The 15,586-nt window shown below is 68.5% G+C and carries 14 protein-coding genes; 8 read left to right on the forward strand and 6 right to left on the reverse strand.

The features are described 5' to 3' along the window. Nucleotides 1–58: 58 nt before the first annotated feature. Genes FBZ90_RS17065 through FBZ90_RS17090 form a run of 6 tightly spaced genes read left to right on the forward strand, consistent with a single transcriptional unit; the run spans nucleotide 59 to nucleotide 6,988 of the window. On the forward strand, nucleotides 59–1,549 hold the full coding sequence (locus tag FBZ90_RS17065; protein WP_145733921.1) for a B12-binding domain-containing radical SAM protein: 1,491 nt from the start codon (nucleotides 59–61) through the stop codon (nucleotides 1,547–1,549). Then, nucleotides 1,546–2,946, forward strand: coding sequence for a B12-binding domain-containing radical SAM protein (locus tag FBZ90_RS17070; protein ID WP_211102124.1), 1,401 nt, complete (start codon nucleotides 1,546–1,548; stop codon nucleotides 2,944–2,946). Before FBZ90_RS17065 ends, FBZ90_RS17070 begins: the two co-directional genes overlap by 4 nt. Then, nucleotides 2,939–3,730, forward strand: a complete 792-nt coding sequence (locus tag FBZ90_RS17075; RefSeq protein WP_186455867.1) for a class I SAM-dependent methyltransferase — start codon at nucleotides 2,939–2,941, stop codon at nucleotides 3,728–3,730. Before FBZ90_RS17070 ends, FBZ90_RS17075 begins: the two co-directional genes overlap by 8 nt. A gap of 16 nt (nucleotides 3,731–3,746) precedes the next feature. Continuing rightward, nucleotides 3,747–5,219, forward strand: a complete 1,473-nt coding sequence (locus tag FBZ90_RS17080) for a B12-binding domain-containing radical SAM protein (protein WP_145733925.1) — start codon at nucleotides 3,747–3,749, stop codon at nucleotides 5,217–5,219. Between the two features lie 3 nt (nucleotides 5,220–5,222). Beyond that, complete coding sequence (locus tag FBZ90_RS17085; RefSeq protein ID WP_145733927.1) at nucleotides 5,223–6,236, forward strand: radical SAM protein; 1,014 nt, start codon at nucleotides 5,223–5,225, stop codon at nucleotides 6,234–6,236. Between the two features lie 8 nt (nucleotides 6,237–6,244). Continuing rightward, nucleotides 6,245–6,988 (forward strand): methyltransferase, encoded by a 744-nt coding sequence (locus tag FBZ90_RS17090; protein ID WP_186455868.1) that lies wholly within the window; start codon nucleotides 6,245–6,247, stop codon nucleotides 6,986–6,988. Here the strand turns inward: FBZ90_RS17090 and FBZ90_RS27895 are convergent. The 6 genes from FBZ90_RS27895 to FBZ90_RS17120 form a co-directional block, all read right to left on the reverse strand. After that, nucleotides 6,937–7,983 (reverse strand): amidohydrolase family protein, encoded by a 1,047-nt coding sequence (locus FBZ90_RS27895; RefSeq protein WP_186455869.1) that lies wholly within the window; start codon nucleotides 7,981–7,983, stop codon nucleotides 6,937–6,939. The two genes, FBZ90_RS17090 and FBZ90_RS27895, sit on opposite strands and share 52 nt — an antisense overlap. Then, a complete protein-coding gene (locus tag FBZ90_RS17100) occupies nucleotides 7,980–8,786 on the reverse strand; it encodes a YdcF family protein (RefSeq protein WP_145733930.1) in 807 nt (268 codons plus the stop codon). Before FBZ90_RS17100 ends, FBZ90_RS27895 begins: the two co-directional genes overlap by 4 nt. 21 nt (nucleotides 8,787–8,807) lie before the next feature. Further along, complete coding sequence (locus tag FBZ90_RS17105) at nucleotides 8,808–11,348, reverse strand: MtrB/PioB family outer membrane beta-barrel protein (protein ID WP_145733932.1); 2,541 nt, start codon at nucleotides 11,346–11,348, stop codon at nucleotides 8,808–8,810. Further along, nucleotides 11,345–12,637, reverse strand: a complete 1,293-nt coding sequence (locus FBZ90_RS17110; protein ID WP_211102125.1) for a DmsE family decaheme c-type cytochrome — start codon at nucleotides 12,635–12,637, stop codon at nucleotides 11,345–11,347. Before FBZ90_RS17110 ends, FBZ90_RS17105 begins: the two co-directional genes overlap by 4 nt. Continuing rightward, the gene (locus FBZ90_RS17115; protein ID WP_145733934.1) at nucleotides 12,634–13,044 is read right to left on the reverse strand and encodes a c-type cytochrome; all 411 of its coding nucleotides are present in this window, start codon (nucleotides 13,042–13,044) and stop codon (nucleotides 12,634–12,636) included. Before FBZ90_RS17115 ends, FBZ90_RS17110 begins: the two co-directional genes overlap by 4 nt. 142 nt (nucleotides 13,045–13,186) lie before the next feature. Next, nucleotides 13,187–13,780, reverse strand: coding sequence for an NADH dehydrogenase ubiquinone Fe-S protein 4 (locus FBZ90_RS17120; RefSeq protein WP_186455870.1), 594 nt, complete (start codon nucleotides 13,778–13,780; stop codon nucleotides 13,187–13,189). Between the two features lie 127 nt (nucleotides 13,781–13,907). Between FBZ90_RS17120 and paoA the strand changes: the two genes are divergently transcribed. Together paoA and FBZ90_RS17130 are read left to right on the forward strand one after the other, a co-directional pair. Further along, entirely contained in the window at nucleotides 13,908–14,609 is a 702-nt protein-coding gene (paoA, locus tag FBZ90_RS17125) for an aldehyde dehydrogenase iron-sulfur subunit PaoA (protein ID WP_145733938.1), read from the forward strand. Next, entirely contained in the window at nucleotides 14,606–15,583 is a 978-nt protein-coding gene (locus FBZ90_RS17130; protein WP_145733940.1) for an FAD binding domain-containing protein, read from the forward strand. Before paoA ends, FBZ90_RS17130 begins: the two co-directional genes overlap by 4 nt. The last annotated feature ends 3 nt before the right edge of the window (nucleotides 15,584–15,586 follow it).

The raw sequence follows: 15,586 nt of genomic DNA on the forward strand, positions 1-15,586 counted from the left end.
TGGTTAGAGGGACGGGCCGGGGGCCCGTTTCCATTCTTCCTCCGCGATGGGATGGCGGATGCTTCGCATATTCGTCGGCAGTGTCTATTTCCTGCGCCTGGACCCGGTACGCTGGGCGGAACATCAACCGTTCCCCCCCCTGGGTACCCTCTATGCCGCCGGCACGCTTCAGGCGGCCGGGCATGAGGTGCACTTCTTCGATGCCATGATCGCCGACAGCGTGGCGGAATGGTCGGCGCGGGTGGCCGAGGTGCGGCCGGACATCGCCGTCCTTTACGACGACAATTTCAATTACCTGTCCAAGATGTGCCTGTCGGCCATGCGGCTGGCGGCACTGGACATGATCGCGGCGGCCAAATCCGCTGGCGCCAAGGTCGCCATTTGCAGCGCCGACGCCGCCGACCACCCCGACCTTTACCTCGACGCCGGCGCCAGCGCCGTCATCGTGGGCGAAGGGGAGGCGACGCTGGCCGAACTGACGGCCGCCTGGCGCGCCGGCGTCGATGACTTGTCCGCCATCAAAGGTCTGGCGTGGCGTCGTGCCGGGGATACGATGCGCAATCCCAAGAGGGAGGTACTGCGTGATCTGGACGCCCTGCCCACGCCCGCTTGGGAATTGGTGGACATGGCGGCGTACCGCCAGATCTGGCACCGGCACCATGGCTTTTTCGCGTTGAACCTGGTCACGTCGCGCGGCTGCCCGTATGCGTGCAATTGGTGCGCGAAGCCCATCTGGGGTCAGGGCTACGCCGTGCGTGGCGCCCGCCCGGTGGCGGAGGAACTGGCTCGCCTGGTCCGTCTGGCGGCCCCCGACTACATCTGGTTCATGGATGACATCATGGGGTTGAAGCCCCGCTGGTGGGGGGAGTTCGCGGACGCCATCGAGGAACTGGGCGTCAAGGTGCCCTTCAAGTGCCTCAGCCGCGCCGACCTGGTGCTGCGCGATGGGGCGGTCGACGATCTGAGGCGCGCGGGCTGCGACGTCGTCTGGCTGGGGGCGGAGTCCGGCAGCCAGAAGATCCTGGACGCCATGGACAAGGACCTGTCGACCGGGGAAATCGCGGCGGCGACCGCCCGCCTCAAGGCGGCCGGCATACGTGTCGGCCATTTCCTCCAGTTCGGCTATCCTGGCGAAGGCATGGCGGAGATCGGGCAGACCCTGGCCATGCTGCGGACCACCCGGCCGGATGAGATCGGCATTTCCGTGTCCTACCCCCTGCCGGGGACGGTGTTTCACGACCGGGTGCGGAACCAACTGCGGGAAAAGCGGCATTGGGACGTGTCGTCCGACATGGCCATGCTGTACCGCGGCCCCTACACCACGGCGTTTTACCGGCACCTGCACACCTATGTGCATCGGGATTTCCGGCTGCGCCGCACGCTGGCGCACCTGCGGGACGTTTTGGCGGGTAGGACAGCGAAGGGCGGCCACCTGCGCGCGCTGGCCTTTGTCGCCTATTGCGGCATCGCCATCCCGTTGTCCTGGGCGCGCCTGCACCTGTTGCGCCTCATGCCCCATCCCGTCACGGCACGCAGGGCGGCGCCGTGACCGACATCCTGCTGACCCACGGCTATTTCCTGATGGAGGATCCGGCGGAACGGGCGGTGATGAAGCCCTATCCGCCGCTGGGACTGCTTTACATCTCCTCCCACCTCAAGGCCCAGGGCTTCGCGGTGGAGGTGATGGACAGCACCTTCATGGACATGGCCACGGCCATGGCCACCCTCGCGGCGAAGCGGCCCCCGGTGGTGGGCATCTATGTCAACCTCATGACGCGGGGCAACGCCCTGCGCCTGGCGACGGCGGCCAAGGCGGCGGGCGCCACGGTCATCTTCGGCGGGCCGGAGCCGGCGAACTACGCCGAGGAATATCTGGCGCGCGGCGGCGACATCGTCGTGTCGGGGGAGGGCGAGCTGACCCTGGCGGAGCTGATCCCCCATCTGGCCCGCCACGGCCTGACGGGCCTGGACCAAATCCACGGCATCGCCTATCGCGGGAAGGATGGCGGGGTGCGTCGCACGCCGGCGCGCAAGCAGATCGCCGACCTCGATGCCCAGCCCTTCCCCGACCGGGGCGCCATCGACCTGGAACGCTATCTGCAGACTTGGAAGACGCATCACGGCGTCCGTTCCGTCTCCCTCATCGTGGCGCGGGGTTGCCCCTATACCTGCAACTGGTGCAGCCATTCCGTCTTCGGCCACAGCCACCGCCGCCGGTCACCGCAGAACGTGGCCGATGAGATCGAATTCATCCGCGACACCTACGCGCCCGACCAGCTGTGGTTTGCCGACGACGTGTTCACCATCAATCAGAAATGGCTGGAACAATTCGCCGCCGAAATGAAGCGCCGGGGCCTGCGCTACCCGTTCGAGACGATCACGCGGGAGGACAGGCTGAACGGGCGGGTGGCCGACCTGCTGGCCGAATTGGGCTGCTACCGCATCTGGATCGGCGCCGAAAGCGGGTCGCAGCGCATCCTGGACGCCATGCAGCGCCGCACCAACGCCGTGCGTATGCGCGAGATGATCGCCCTGGTGCAAAGCCGGGGCATCCGCGCCGGCACCTTCATCATGCTGGGCTATGATGGCGAGACGTGGCAGGACATTGATGAGACGGCCCGCCATCTGCGCCTGTCCGCCCCCGACGACGTGCTGACCACCATCAGCTATCCCATCAAGGGGACGCCCTATTACGACAAGGTTGCCGACCGCATCGCGGGCGGCGGCGCCTGGCATGAAAGCAGCGACCGGGCCCTGACGGTGGTCGGCCGCAGGTCACGCCGCTTCTACCGCCACGCCCAGCATTGGCTGGCGGCGGAAAGCCGGCTGGGCCGGCTGGAGGCGGCGCCGCGCCCCGACCTGCTGCGCCAGGCGCGGGCGCGCGCCTCCTCCCTGGTCAGCCGGCTCGCCATGTACGCGACCCGGCATGAGGTGGAACATGGCTGATGCGCTTGCCCAAGCGGCGGCCTTCGACCGCTTCGCCGACGATTACGACACCGGCTTCGCCCACAGCATTCCCGGCCGCTGGCTGCGCCACGCGGTGTGGCGGCGGGTGGCCCCCCATGTGCGGCGGGGGATGCGCGCCCTGGACCTGGGCTGCGGCACGGGGGAGGACGCGCTGTGGCTGGCCCATGCCGGCGCGCGGGTGACAGCCGCCGACGGCTCCCCCGCCATGCTGCGGGTCACCGCCGACAAGGCCGCGCGCTTCGGCATGGGCGACCGGGTCGACACCCGCATCGTCGACCTGAATGCGCCAGGCGATCTGGGCGGCCCGCACGACGTGGTGCTGTCCAACTTCGGCGCCCTGAACTGCGCCATGGATTTGGCGCCCCTGGTCCGGGCCCTGGATCGCGCCGTGGCGCCGGGGGGCGTGGTGGCCCTGGTGGTCATGGGGCGTCTTTGCGCCTGGGAAACGCTGTGGTACGGCCCGCGGCTGCGGCGCACAGCGGTGCGGCGCTGGTCCGGCCGGTCCACCGCCGACATCGGCGGCACGACCATCCCCATCCGCTACTGGACGCCGGGGGGCATCGCCCGCGCCTTCGCCCCGTCCTTCCAGGTCCTGTCCGTGCATCCAGTGGGCCTGTTCCTGCCGCCGTCCGACCTGTTCGCGCGACTGGAACGCCATCCGCGCCGCCTGACCCGTCTGATGCGGTGGGAAAGGCGGGCGGCCGATTGGTCCGGCCTGGCCGGTCTGGCCGATCATCATCTGACCCTCCTGCGGCACATCTAAGGGAAGCGCCCGCGCCATGATCCTGTTCTACAATCCGGTCAGTTCCCCCTCGCGGAAGCCGGTCATGCCCTTGGCGCTGCTGGCCGTGGGCGCGATGCTGGAGGGGTGGGAGGACTACCGCATCATCGACGGCAACTTGGTGCCGCAGGGGCTGGCCGCCCTGCGCCAGGCCATCGTGGAGACCGGGGCCGATATCCTGTGCCTGACGGTGATGCCGGGACCGCAGTTGACCGACGCCGTACCCATCTGCAAGGCGCTGAAGGTCGAATTCCCCCGTCTCATTATCGTTTGGGGCGGCTATTTCCCCACCCTGCACGGCCAGATCCTGATGCGGGAGCCGTATGTCGACTATCTGTTCCGCGGCCATTGCGAGTTGGCCTTCGGCGACTTCGTGCGCAAGATCCGGGCGGGGGAGGATGTCACCGGACTGCCCGGCCTGGGCTGGCGCGACACGGAAGGTGCGGTTCACCTGAACCCGAAGCCGCCGGTGCCCGATATCAACGCCCTGCCGGATTTTCCCTATCACCGCGTGGACATGGACGTTTACGCCCGGCCATCCTTCCTCGGCTCGCGCACCATGGCCCACCACGCCAGCTATGGCTGCCCCTTCCAGTGCAATTTCTGCGCGGTGGTGCACAAGGTGAACGGCCGCTATTCCGCCCAGACGGCGGAACGCGCCGCCGCGGTGGTGGAGCGGCTGGTGCGCGACCACGGCGCCACGGCGGTGGAGTTCTACGACAACAATTTCTTCGTCAACGAGGCCCGCTGCGCCGAGTTCGCGGAGCGCATCACGCCGCTGGGTATCGGCTGGTGGGGTTTCGGCCGTGCCGACACCATGCTGAAGTTCAGTGACGACACCTGGACCAAGTTGAGCCGCAGCGGCCTGAAGATGGTGTTCATGGGGGCGGAGTCCGGCGACGCCGCGATGCTGGAGCGCATGAACAAGGGCGGCAAGCAGGATGGCAACACCATCCTGGCGGTGGCGGAGAAGATGCGCCGCTTTGGCGTGGTGCCGGAGATGTCCTTCATCATCGGCAATCCGCCCGATCCGGAAAAGGATGCGGAAAATACCATCCAATTCATACGGATGCTGAAGAACGTTAATCCAGCGACTGAGATCGTCATCTACATCTACAGCCCAGTGCCGGTGGAAGGCGCCATGTCGCAGGAGGCGGAGGCCGCTGGCTTCGAATACCCCAAGGACGTCACGACCTGGACGGAGGCGAAGTGGGAGAGGTTCGCCCAGCATCTGTCGTCCGACCTGCCGTGGATGAACGACCGGATCCGCCGCAAGATCGCCAATTTCCAGCGGGTGCTTCACGCCCGATACCCCACCATCACCGACACCCGCCTGGGCGGCATCGGCCGCGTCGCCCTGCGCGTCCTGGCGTCCTGGCGCTATAGGGCGCAATTCTATGATTTCCCGGTGGAACTGCGCCTGCTGAACAAGCTGTTCCCCCACCGGCGCCCCGAAATCCAGGGGTTCTGAGCCATGGGCGATTTCGCCATAGCGCGCGCCTGGCGGGGCCGGCGCCTGTCGCGGGTGCCCGTGGTCACCCTGATGCCGCACAGCCGCTGCAACTGCCGCTGCGTCATGTGCGATATCTGGAAGGCCAATCGCAATGGCAGCAGCCTGGACCCGGCGACGGTGGACCGGCTGGTCGCGGACCTCCAGTCCCTGGGCGTGCGCTGGGTGGTGCTGTCGGGTGGGGAGGCCTTGCTGCACCCCAATCTTTGGGCCCTGTGCGCCGCGCTCAAGACGCTGCCGCTCAAGATCACCCTGCTCAGCAGCGGCCTGCTGCTGGAACGGCATGCCGCCGCCATCGTGACCTGGTGCGATGAGGTCATCGTCTCCCTGGACGGGCCCGAGGCGACGCACAACCGCATCCGTGGCATCAAGGATGCGTATGCGTCGCTGGCCGCCGGCGTCGACGCCCTGCGCCAGCAGCGGGCGAGTTATCCGGTGGCGGGGCGCTGTGTGGTCCAGCGGGGCAATTTCCTGGACCTGCCGGCCACGGTCGATGCCGCCAAGGCGCTGGGCCTGGACAGCATCTCTTTCCTGGGGGCCGATCTCAGTTCCACCGCCTTCAACCGTCCGCAGGGCTGGGAAGGCCCCCGGGTGGAGGATGTGGGGCTGGACGCGGACCAGTGCGACGCCCTCGACGCCATCCTGGGCGCGCTGGCCGCCAACCATGCCGGCGACTTCGCCAGCCGCTTCATCCAGGAAAGCCCCGCCCGGCTCAGCCGCATCGTCGCGCACTACCGCGCCGCGCTGGGCCTGGCGCCTCCCCCGCCGGTGCGCTGCAACGCGCCCTGGATCTCCACGGTGGTGGAGGCCAACGGAACCGTGCGCCCCTGCTTTTTCCACGAGCCCATCGGCACGCTTGGCAGCGATGGGACCCTGCCGGAAATCCTGAATGGCCCGGCCGCTCGGGCCTTTCGCGCCGGCCTCGACATGCACAGCGACCCGACCTGCCGGCGTTGCGTCTGCAGCCTCAAGCTATGAGCCCCGTCATGTCCCATCCCCGGCCGGCCCCGCCGCCCCCGCCCGTCGCCCCCGCCACCCGTCTGTTGTGGGCGCCCTGGATGGCGGCCAAGCGCGCCGTGCTGCGCCGGCGCCTGCGCCGCCCGGTGTTCGAGACCATCCGGGGGCGGTCCTTCGCCGTCTGGCCCGGCGTGTTCAACCCCGTGGTCTTCCGCACCGGACGCTTCCTGGCGGAGTTCATCGCCACCAGCCCGCTGCTGGAACCGCTGGGCGCCGGGGCGACGGCGCTGGACGTGGGCACCGGCTGCGGCGTGCTGGGCATCTTCGCCGCCACGCGCGGCTATCAGGTGACGGCGGTGGACGTGGTGCCGGAGGCGGTGGCCTGCGCCCGCGCCAACGCCCTGCTGAACACTCTGGCGGTCGATGTCCAGCAGGGGGACCTGTTCGCGCCAGTGGCCGGCCGCACCTTCGACCTGGTGCTGTTCTCCCTGCCGAAGTTCCGGGGCACGCCCGCCACCACCTTCGAGCGCTCCTGGCGCAGCCCGGACGTCATCGACCGGCTGGCCGCCGGCCTGCCCGGCATGCTGAAGCCCGGCGGCAAGGCCTATTTCGTGCTGACAAGCCATGGTGACTGTGCCGGCATGCTGGACGGCCTGGCCCAGGCGGGCCTGGCGGTTGAGCGGGTGCTGTGGCGGCATTTCGGCGTCGAAACGCTGGCGATCTATTCCGCCACCGCGCCGAACCGGTCCAGCAGCGCGGCCGTGTCCAGCTGAGGCCTAAGTGCCGCCAGCATCTCCGCCACCGCCAGATCCACATGCTTGATACGGCCGCCCACGGTCAGGCGGCCGTAGCCGGATGGGGCGCCTAAGTCCCCGTCCACCAGCACCGGCCGGCCGGCCCGGACCACCAGCAGGATGTCCGCCGGCGTCAGGGCGAAAAAGGCGTCCCAGCGATCGACCGCGCGCCGCCGGGCGATAACCAAGTCGTTCGGGGCGGCGTGCCGCCAGAAGCGCGCCGCCGCGCCCGTCAGGCCGTCGAACAGCGCCGCGTCGGGTATCCGGCCCCGGGCCTGGCGCAGATGGTCCCACAGTGTGCCGGGCGCGGAGATGGTGGCGTCGGTGCCGAACAGCACCGGGGTATGGCGCAGGGCCGCCGTCACATCGGCCGTCCGGCCGAACAGGAACAGGTTGCTGGCGGGGCACCAGATCAATGAGGCCAGCCGCCGGAAATCCTCTCCCGCCAGGCTGACCCCATGCACGCCGGCGACCCGCCGCCGGAACAGGTTTTCCCTCAGGAAGTCCAGCGCCCGGCGGCGGCTGTCCGCCGTCACCCCCTCCGCCAGATGCAGCACCGCCGGCCCCAGGCCCCCCAGCCAGCGCCAGGGGCTGGCCAGCTCCGGCGAGTGCAGGTCCTGATAGGGGGCCAGCACGCCGATAGGCCCGTCGCCTGGGGCACCGCCATGGTCCACCACCGCCGTTACCCCCCACAGCAGATTTTTCAACAGGCCGACCTGCCGGCGCAAGGCGGCGGGGATGGCCTCGATGCGACGGACCAGGGCGCGATCCGCCTGCACATCCCGGCTCCACCCCAGGAAGTCGTCGTAGGGCGGTGCGCCGGTGGGGGGATAGCAGTTGAAGACCAGATGGTCGTGGGAGTTGATCAGCCCGGGAAAGGCGATGCACTCTCCCCAAAGCGCCCAATGGGAGGCCGTCAGTTCGGTCAGCAGCGGTGGGGCGGGGGCGGGCCCGATCCAGAGGGGGGCTGTCACGCCGGCCCCTGGGTGGTATGGGTGGGTGTGCCATGGGCCAGTCTGTACGCCAGCAGCCCCAGGGCCTCATGCGCCGCCAGGTCAAGGTGGGCCAGATTGGCGGCTAGCGACAGGTGATGCTGCCGCCCCTGGGCCGCCGTCTGGTAGTTCGATGGCCAGGGCGTCACCTGCCAGCCGGCGCGCGCGGCCGACAGCATGGCGCGGGGCATATGGTAGGCCGACGCCACCAGCACCCAGCGCTGCCCGGCCTGAGGCTGCGCAACATCCTTGGCGAACAATAGATTCTCCAGGGTGGTGCGCGACCGTCCCTCATAACTGACCCGGGCGTCGTCCAGACCCAGGTCGGCGAAGACGTGCCGGGCCACCACCGCGTCCGCCACGCCGATGCCGCCGATGTCGCCGGCCCCGCCGCTGAAGATGACGCGCGCCTCCGGATGGCGGCGCGCCAACGCCGCCGCCGCCAGCAGGGTGCCCCCGTCGGGCCCCACGCCAGGCACGCCCCGGCTACGCAACGCTTCGCCATTCAGGCCTTCGCCCAGGACCAGGATGCCGTCTATGGCCTCGGGTTCCGTCGTGGGCCGGGAATACTGGTTCTCGATGGGCCGCAACGCCCAGTCGCCCACCGGCAGGATGAGCAGGATCAGCAGCGACAGGGCGCCGGCCACGGCCGGCAACAGGGCCGCCGCATGGCGCCGGGCTGCCAGCCAGACGGTGGCGACCGCCGTCCAGACCAGTAGATGGCTGGGCGCCACCAGATACCAGCCCACCTTGGAAACAATGAAGAACTCCAACGGCGTCACCATGGCGCCGCCCGAAGCAAGGCATTAAAAAACATATTGGACCAGCAGACCGATGGTCTGGACGGTATAGTTCTCCGGAATGACGCCCAGATAGGTGTTGTTGTTGATCGCGCCGGCCGCCAGCCCGGTGTAATGGAAGTCCACCAACCGCTCATAATTGAAGCGATAGTAGAGGCGATAGGACAGCGCCTCCGACATCTGCCACCGCACGTCCGTCTGGACGGCGTGGCTGTCATAGGTGATGGCGGGGAAGCGGCTGCCGGCCTGCGCCGGTGACAGCACGCCGAAAAAGGCGCCTGTTCCGGCGTAGGCGTAATCCAGGGCCGTGCTGGCGCGGGTGAAGGTGTAATCCGCGTTCACCGAGACGACACCCCAGCTGTGGTGCGCGTTCAGGCCAGCCGTGTAATTGTCGGACCCCACTGTCTCCGTCCAGGCGTTGGCCAGGGGATAGCCCGCCGCACCGGCGCTGCCGCTGGTGCCGGCACCGGTGGCGGCGATGTTGGCCACACCGCGGTCCTGGTTCTGATAGGTGAAGTAGCCCGTCAGGGTGGTCGCCGCCGACATCTGGTAGGTATAGGCGGTGGTGATGTCGAAGGCGTGGGTGGACCGCAGGCCATAGGCGGCGTCGTAATCGTCCACCTTCAGGCCGCCGGTCAGTTGCAGGTCGCTGCGCGGGGACAGGATATAGTTGGCCTGGCCGCGCAGCACATGCTCCGTCCGGTTGGCGATGTCGAACTTGCGCAAGTCGGCCAGCGCGAAGGCCGGATCGCCCGACGGTGTGGCCGGGATATAGCCGGGCAGGGCCGCGGAATAATACGGCGTATAGGGATTGGACTGGTAATCGCTGCCGATGCGCCGCGCGAACTCGTACGACAGGCGGGCGGTGCCCCACTCATACCCGGTGGTGCTCAACTGGGCCCGGGCGATGTTGTCGTGGGCGTCCGTGATCTCACGCACGGTATGGTCGATGGTGTCGTTCTCGTAACTGAGATCCAGCTTCCAATGCGTGTCCAGGCGATAGGCCGCCTTGGCCGTCACCTGCAGATTGTTGTTGGCGAACGGCATGTTGCGGATCTGGACCAGGCTGCCGGGGGTCTTCACCTGGTAGACGCCGCTCAAGGTCGGCACGAAGGGTGCCAGGCCGCCATCGATGGCGATGTAGCCGTACTGCCCCGTCTGGGGGTTGAAGGCGACGTAATTGGTGCGGTTGGACTCATCCCGGTCGCGCACCTCCAGCGTCAGGCCCAGGTCGGGGTTGACGGTGTAGTGGTACTGCGCCACCGCGTTCAGGATGTTGATGGCGGCGTTGGCCGTCGGCTGGCTGAGGGCCGAGGCGCTGTTCCATTGGCTCAAATTGATGGTGTCGGCGCCGCTGGTGATCACGGCGCTGCCGGTGGTCGGCGCCTGCAGGGCGTCGTCCTGGCGCATCAGGCTGTAGGACAGGCTGGCGGTGAAGCGCGACGAGGGCGACAACTGCATCGCCAGGTCGCCCTTCACGGTATGATAGTCGTTGTTGGGCGCCAGGCTCAGGCGCCCCATCTGGGGGATGTAGGCGCCGGGGGCGGTGTTGGAGGTCAGGCCCGGATTCTGCCAGGTCAGGTCCAGGATGTCGTTGCGGAAGAACGAGCCGGCATAGGCCAGGTTCGCCTGGAACCTCTCCTCCCGGTATCGCACCCCTCCCGTGACGTCGACCGTCTGATAGTGGATGGGCTGGATCAGCTGGGTGGCGCCGTTCTGGAACGGGATGCCGAACGTGGCGCTGATGGGCTGGGTGCCGTTGCGCCGCTCGTCCGAGATTTTCAGGAACAGCTCGGTATGCTCATCCGCCGTGTAGGTCAGCGAGCTGCCGGCCTTTTCGCGCAGGATGCGCAGGGTGCTGGGGCCCACCGCCGCCGCCACGGCGTTGACCTGCGCCGGGGTGGACGCGCCCGGCGTCAGGCCGCCGCGCAGGGTCAGGTTGCCGGTGCCCGCCCCATCCCACAGCGACTTGGCCACCGTGGAGAAGGTGTGCGGAATGCTGTCGAAATAGGCCTGCAGGTCATAGACGCCGTAGCGGCCGACATCCACCTGGAAATACTGGTCGGTGCGGCCGACGTTCTGGCCGAAGGCGGAGACATGCAGGGCCGTCTTGCGGTCCTCCGCCTCGAACCCCAGGCTGGTGACGGTGAAGCCGTTCTTCCAGTCGCCATACCGATTCAGCGAGGCCGACCGGCTGTCCTGGCCGAAGGTGCCCATGATGCCGGCCTCGAACCAGCCCAGAGTCCACCAATCGGGGTTGCTCTGGCTCTGCGTCATTTCCGGCGTGTGGTAGGGCACGGGGTACATCAGGCCCGTGGGCGTGCGAGTCACGTCGTCGATGACCGACAGGCCGTCATCGTCCCGGGCCCGGTTCATGATCTGGCCGGTGGGATTCAGGACGTTGCCCGGCCCGCCATAGCCGGTGGTGCCGCTGTCGGCCCGGGCCACCGTCGCCGCGATGGGGGCGCTGGCCATTTCCAGGAGGGCGGCCGTGACCAGATAGCGCGTCGGCAGCCGCGGGGTGGACTTTTTCTGACGCTGTCTCATCGTTCGAACCGTGCGCCGGAGGGACTGTTGGACCCGTGGATGTTCACGTGGCAGGTTTGGCAGCTGGTGGCGATCAGGCGGGGGTCGGGCCCCGGCCCGCGCGCCATGTTGCCCGCCGTCAGCAGGCCGGAAGGGTGGCCGAACTGCGAGTGGCACTGCTGGCACAGCACCGGACGCGGCGCGGTCAGCAGGCTTTCGAAGTTGGAGCCGTGCGGCGAATGGCAGTTGAGGCAGCTTTCACGCACCGGCGCGTGTTCGAACAGGAAGGGCCCGCGCTTGTCGGCATGGCAGGTGAAGCAAACCTCGTTCACGCTGTCGGCCTTCAGCAGGGGGGCGGTGGTCGACCCATGCGGGTTGTGGCAGTCGGTGCAACTCAGCTTGCCTTCCAGCAGGGGCATGTGCGACCGGCGCGCGAACTCCGCATGCTGGGCCTTGTGGCACTGGAAGCAGGTCTCGTTGATGCTTTCCCGGGCCGTCAGACCGCGCGCGCCGAAGGTGGTCATGGGGTTGTGGCAGTCGGCGCAGCCCAGCTGATTGCTGTCGTGGACGCTGTCATGCCAGAAAATGCGCTGACCGCCGGCGTGGCAGCCCAGGCATTGGCCGTTCTGCTCCGCGATGGGCGTTTTGCTTTTCTTGGAAAAGCTGATGATGGTGGTGAGGTCGGACGGGTCCTCCACATGCGCCGAACCCGGGCCGTGGCAGGCCTCGCAGTTCTGCGCCTGAAGCTCCGTGCGCGGGTTCTGCTGGAAGACCTTGGCGTGGACGGTATGCGCCCAGTTGGTCGCCTCCTGCTGGTGGCAGCTCTCGCAGGTCTCGCGCCCGACATAGGTGCGCTGGGGCTTGTCGGCGACCTTTGCTGCGACGGGGGCGGCGGCTGGTTCGGCCTTCGCCGCTTCAGGCTTGGGCGTTTCCGCCGCGTAGCTGGCCAGGCGGGTCCATTTGGCGGCGGTGGGCGCAGACGTGTCCGTGACGCTGACGGTTGAGGCAGCCGGGGCGGGGGTGGTGAATTGCGCCGCCTTCAGGCTGGGGTAATGGCCTTGCGGCAGGTCGCCGCCGGCAATGCCGCTGGTCGAGGTCGCATCCATGGCGGCGACGCCGGTGTGCAGGGTGGCGATGTCGCTGTCGATGCGTTGCAGGGCATCGGCGTCGACATGGCCGGCGTGGATGCGGGCCATCTCCGCCCGGAGGGCGGCCTGGTCCGGCGCCAGGGCGGGCGTTTCCGCGCGGGCGGGCGCGGCGCCGGACCCGGCCACGGCCAGCAGAAGGCTGAGGAAAAGGGCGCGCATCATTGCGGCGCCAGGGATTTGAGGTAGGCGACCACGTCCTGGCGCTGCTGCTCATCGGCCAGGCTGAAGGGCATCTTGTTGGAAATCGAGGGATCGCCGACGAAGTCGCCCAGGTATTTGTGCGGGTTGACCAGATAGGCGACGATGGCGTCTTCCGTCCACACCAGCCCCTTGGCCGCCGCCTGCTTCACGGCGGGGGAATAGCTGTAGCCGGCGATGCTGCCGGCGGGGCGGCCGACGACGCCATACAGGCTGGGCCCCACCTTGTTCACGCCCTGCTCCGCCGCGTGGCAGGCCGCGCATTTCTTGAACACCGCGGCGCCGGCCGTGGGATCACCCGCGGCATGCGCGGCCGCAGGTAATCCCGCCAGCATCAGCACGGCGGCAAACAGGTTTCGTTTCGGCGTCATAGGTCGGCTCCCCTCAATCCCTGTCCCCTCAGACGGGTGGGAGCGGCGGGATATTCCCCGGACCAGGGGAAAAAAACGCCGGGAGCCGACTTTTTTTAGCGATCCCTGAAGGACGGGACCGCGGGAATGCCGATAAGGCCGGTCAGGGTGTCTTCTTCACCGCGCCGGTCACCGGCGTCCAGGAGGGGGGATCGCTGGCGGGGAAGGAGTCCGCGCTGGCGTCCTCCACCACGTCCCGGTCCGGCTGGTAGGGCAGCGGCGTGTTCGCCTTGTCGATCAGCGCCGCTTGCCCCGCCGCCATGGCGGACGGAACCACCGGGCCCGGCGTCGTCACCACCGTCTGGTGCCCGCGGATGCGGGGATCCTCTTGCCGGGCGGGTGCCATAGTGGGCCCGCTCAGCACCTGGCGCATCTGGTGGGTCTGGGGGCGGGGCAGGGGGCGGGCCCTGGGTTCCGGCTCGCTGATGTCATAGGGAAGGTTGTGGCGCTCGGCATAGGCCACGGCCTCCTCCAGCGTGTCGAAGGCCAGCAGGACGTCCTGCTGCGGGTCGCCGCCGCCCGCCCAGCCGGTGACGCTGTCGATCTCGTGGGTGGGCTTGGCCTCATAGGTCAACAGCCAGGCCGCCTTGCGGCCGGGGGCGTTCTGCATCGTCGCGGGCGAGGGCTTGCGGATATAGGCGCGTAGGGGAACGGGAATGCCGACGGGATCGCCGGGGGTCAACAGGGGCTTGGTCATGGGATCGGGTCTCCAACAGGGGAACCCTGCCACAAGCGGCAAAATCCCCGCTCGTTCCGGCCTGGCGCGGTGGAACCTATTCCGCGCCGGCGGATTAAACACCACTTGGCAGCTTGGCGGAGGGGGCATGGGAAACCGATATGATGCCGATGTCAGCCGGCGCGGGGTGTTGCTCGGCGCGGTGGCATCCGTTGCCTTGACGACGGGCGCGCATGGCGGCCAGGCTCTATCCACCGGCGGCGATGGCGCCGCCGCTACCAGCAGCGGTCCGGTGCCCGTGATGACTCCTGTGACGTCGCCCGTAAAAGGCAAAGTCTCCTTCACCGTGAACGGCAAGGCCGAGACGCTGGAGGTCGATACCCGCACGACCCTGCTGGACGCCCTGCGCGAGCATCTGCGCCTGACAGGCACCAAGAAGGGATGCGATCATGGCCAGTGCGGCGCCTGCACCGTTATCGTCGACGGGCGGCGCATCAATTCCTGTCTCACCCTGGCGGTCATGCACGAGGGTGGCAGCGTCACGACGGTGGAGGGGCTGGGCACGCCGGCCCGGCTGCACCCCATGCAGGCCGCTTTCGTGAAACATGATGGGTATCAGTGCGGCTACTGCACCCCCGGTCAAATCTGTTCAGCCGTCGCCGTGCTTGAGGAGATCAAGGCCGGCATCCCCAGCCATGTCACCGGCGACCTGACGGCGGCGCCACAGATGAGCGCCACCGAAATGCGGGAGCGGATGAGCGGCAACCTCTGCCGTTGTGGTGCCTATTCCAACATCCTGGACGCCATGGCCGAGGTGGCGGGCCTACAGACCGCGGGAGGCCCGGCATGAGGCCCTTCACCTATGAGCGGGCCGCGTCCCCGGCCGATGCCGCGGCCAAGGCGGCCAGCATCCCCGGCGCCCACTTCATCGCCGGCGGCACCAACCTGCTGGACCTGATGAAGCTGCAGATCGAGACGCCAGCACATCTGATCGATGTGAACGGTCTAGGCCTGGACACGATCGAAGAGACGCCGGACGGCGGCCTGCGTATCGGCGCCCTGGTGCGCAACACCGACTTGGCCGCCGATGCACGGGTGCGCCGCCATTACGGGGTGCTCAGCCGCGCCCTGGTGGCCGGCGCGTCTGGGCAATTGCGCAATGTCGCCACCACGGCCGGCAACCTGCTGCAGCGGACCCGCTGCCCCTATTTCTATGACCCCAACCAGCCGTGCAACAAGCGCCAGCCCGGCAGCGGCTGCTCCGCCATCGGCGGCGTCACGCGAAGCCTGGGCGTCATCGGCACCAGCAACGCCTGTATCGCCACCCATCCCAGCGACATGGCGGTGGCCATGCGCGTGCTGGACGCGACGGTCGAAACCGTCCGCCCGGACGGCGGCAGCCGCGCCATCCCCATCGCCGACCTTCACCGGCTGCCCGGCGACGCCCCGCATGTGGAAACCGTGCTGGAGCGGGGGGAACTGATCACCGCCGTGACGCTGCCCCGGCCGGTGGGCGGGGCGCAGCTGTACCACAAGGTGCGGGACCGGGCCTCCTACGCCTTCGCCCTGGTGTCCGTCGCCGCCATCGTGCAACCCGATGGCGGCGACGGGGGCGGAAATGGGATCGCCTGGGGTCGGGTGGCGCTGGGCGGGGTGGCGCCCAAGCCCTGGCGGGTGGAGGCGGCGGAAGCGCACCTGAAGCAGGGGGCCAAGCAGACGACCGCCCTGCTGTTGGCCGGTGCGCGGCCGACACCGGACAACGCATTCAAGATCAAGTTGGCGGAGCGCACGCTGGCCGCCGTGCTGAGAGAGGCGAGGGCCTGAGCC

The organism is Nitrospirillum pindoramense (assembly GCF_007827955.1).
Lineage (GTDB): Bacteria > Pseudomonadota > Alphaproteobacteria > Azospirillales > Azospirillaceae > Nitrospirillum > Nitrospirillum amazonense_B.

Excerpts from the sequence above, each read along its gene's own strand:
- FBZ90_RS17065 (WP_145733921.1), top strand. The coding sequence starts at position 59 with ATGCTTCGCATATTCGTCGGCAGTGTCTATTTCCTGCGCCTGGACCCG.
- FBZ90_RS17075 (WP_186455867.1), top strand. The coding sequence starts at position 2,939 with ATGGCTGATGCGCTTGCCCAAGCGGCGGCCTTCGACCGCTTCGCCGAC.
- FBZ90_RS17080 (WP_145733925.1), top strand. The coding sequence starts at position 3,747 with ATGATCCTGTTCTACAATCCGGTCAGTTCCCCCTCGCGGAAGCCGGTC.
- FBZ90_RS17085 (WP_145733927.1), top strand. The coding sequence starts at position 5,223 with ATGGGCGATTTCGCCATAGCGCGCGCCTGGCGGGGCCGGCGCCTGTCG.
- FBZ90_RS17090 (WP_186455868.1), top strand. The coding sequence starts at position 6,245 with ATGTCCCATCCCCGGCCGGCCCCGCCGCCCCCGCCCGTCGCCCCCGCC.
- FBZ90_RS17100 (WP_145733930.1), bottom strand. The coding sequence starts at position 8,786 with ATGGTGACGCCGTTGGAGTTCTTCATTGTTTCCAAGGTGGGCTGGTAT.
- FBZ90_RS17105 (WP_145733932.1), bottom strand. The coding sequence starts at position 11,348 with ATGAGACAGCGTCAGAAAAAGTCCACCCCGCGGCTGCCGACGCGCTAT.
- FBZ90_RS17110 (WP_211102125.1), bottom strand. The coding sequence starts at position 12,637 with ATGATGCGCGCCCTTTTCCTCAGCCTTCTGCTGGCCGTGGCCGGGTCC.
- FBZ90_RS17115 (WP_145733934.1), bottom strand. The coding sequence starts at position 13,044 with ATGACGCCGAAACGAAACCTGTTTGCCGCCGTGCTGATGCTGGCGGGA.
- FBZ90_RS17120 (WP_186455870.1), bottom strand. The coding sequence starts at position 13,780 with ATGACCAAGCCCCTGTTGACCCCCGGCGATCCCGTCGGCATTCCCGTT.
- paoA (WP_145733938.1), top strand. The coding sequence starts at position 13,908 with ATGGGAAACCGATATGATGCCGATGTCAGCCGGCGCGGGGTGTTGCTC.
- FBZ90_RS17130 (WP_145733940.1), top strand. The coding sequence starts at position 14,606 with ATGAGGCCCTTCACCTATGAGCGGGCCGCGTCCCCGGCCGATGCCGCG.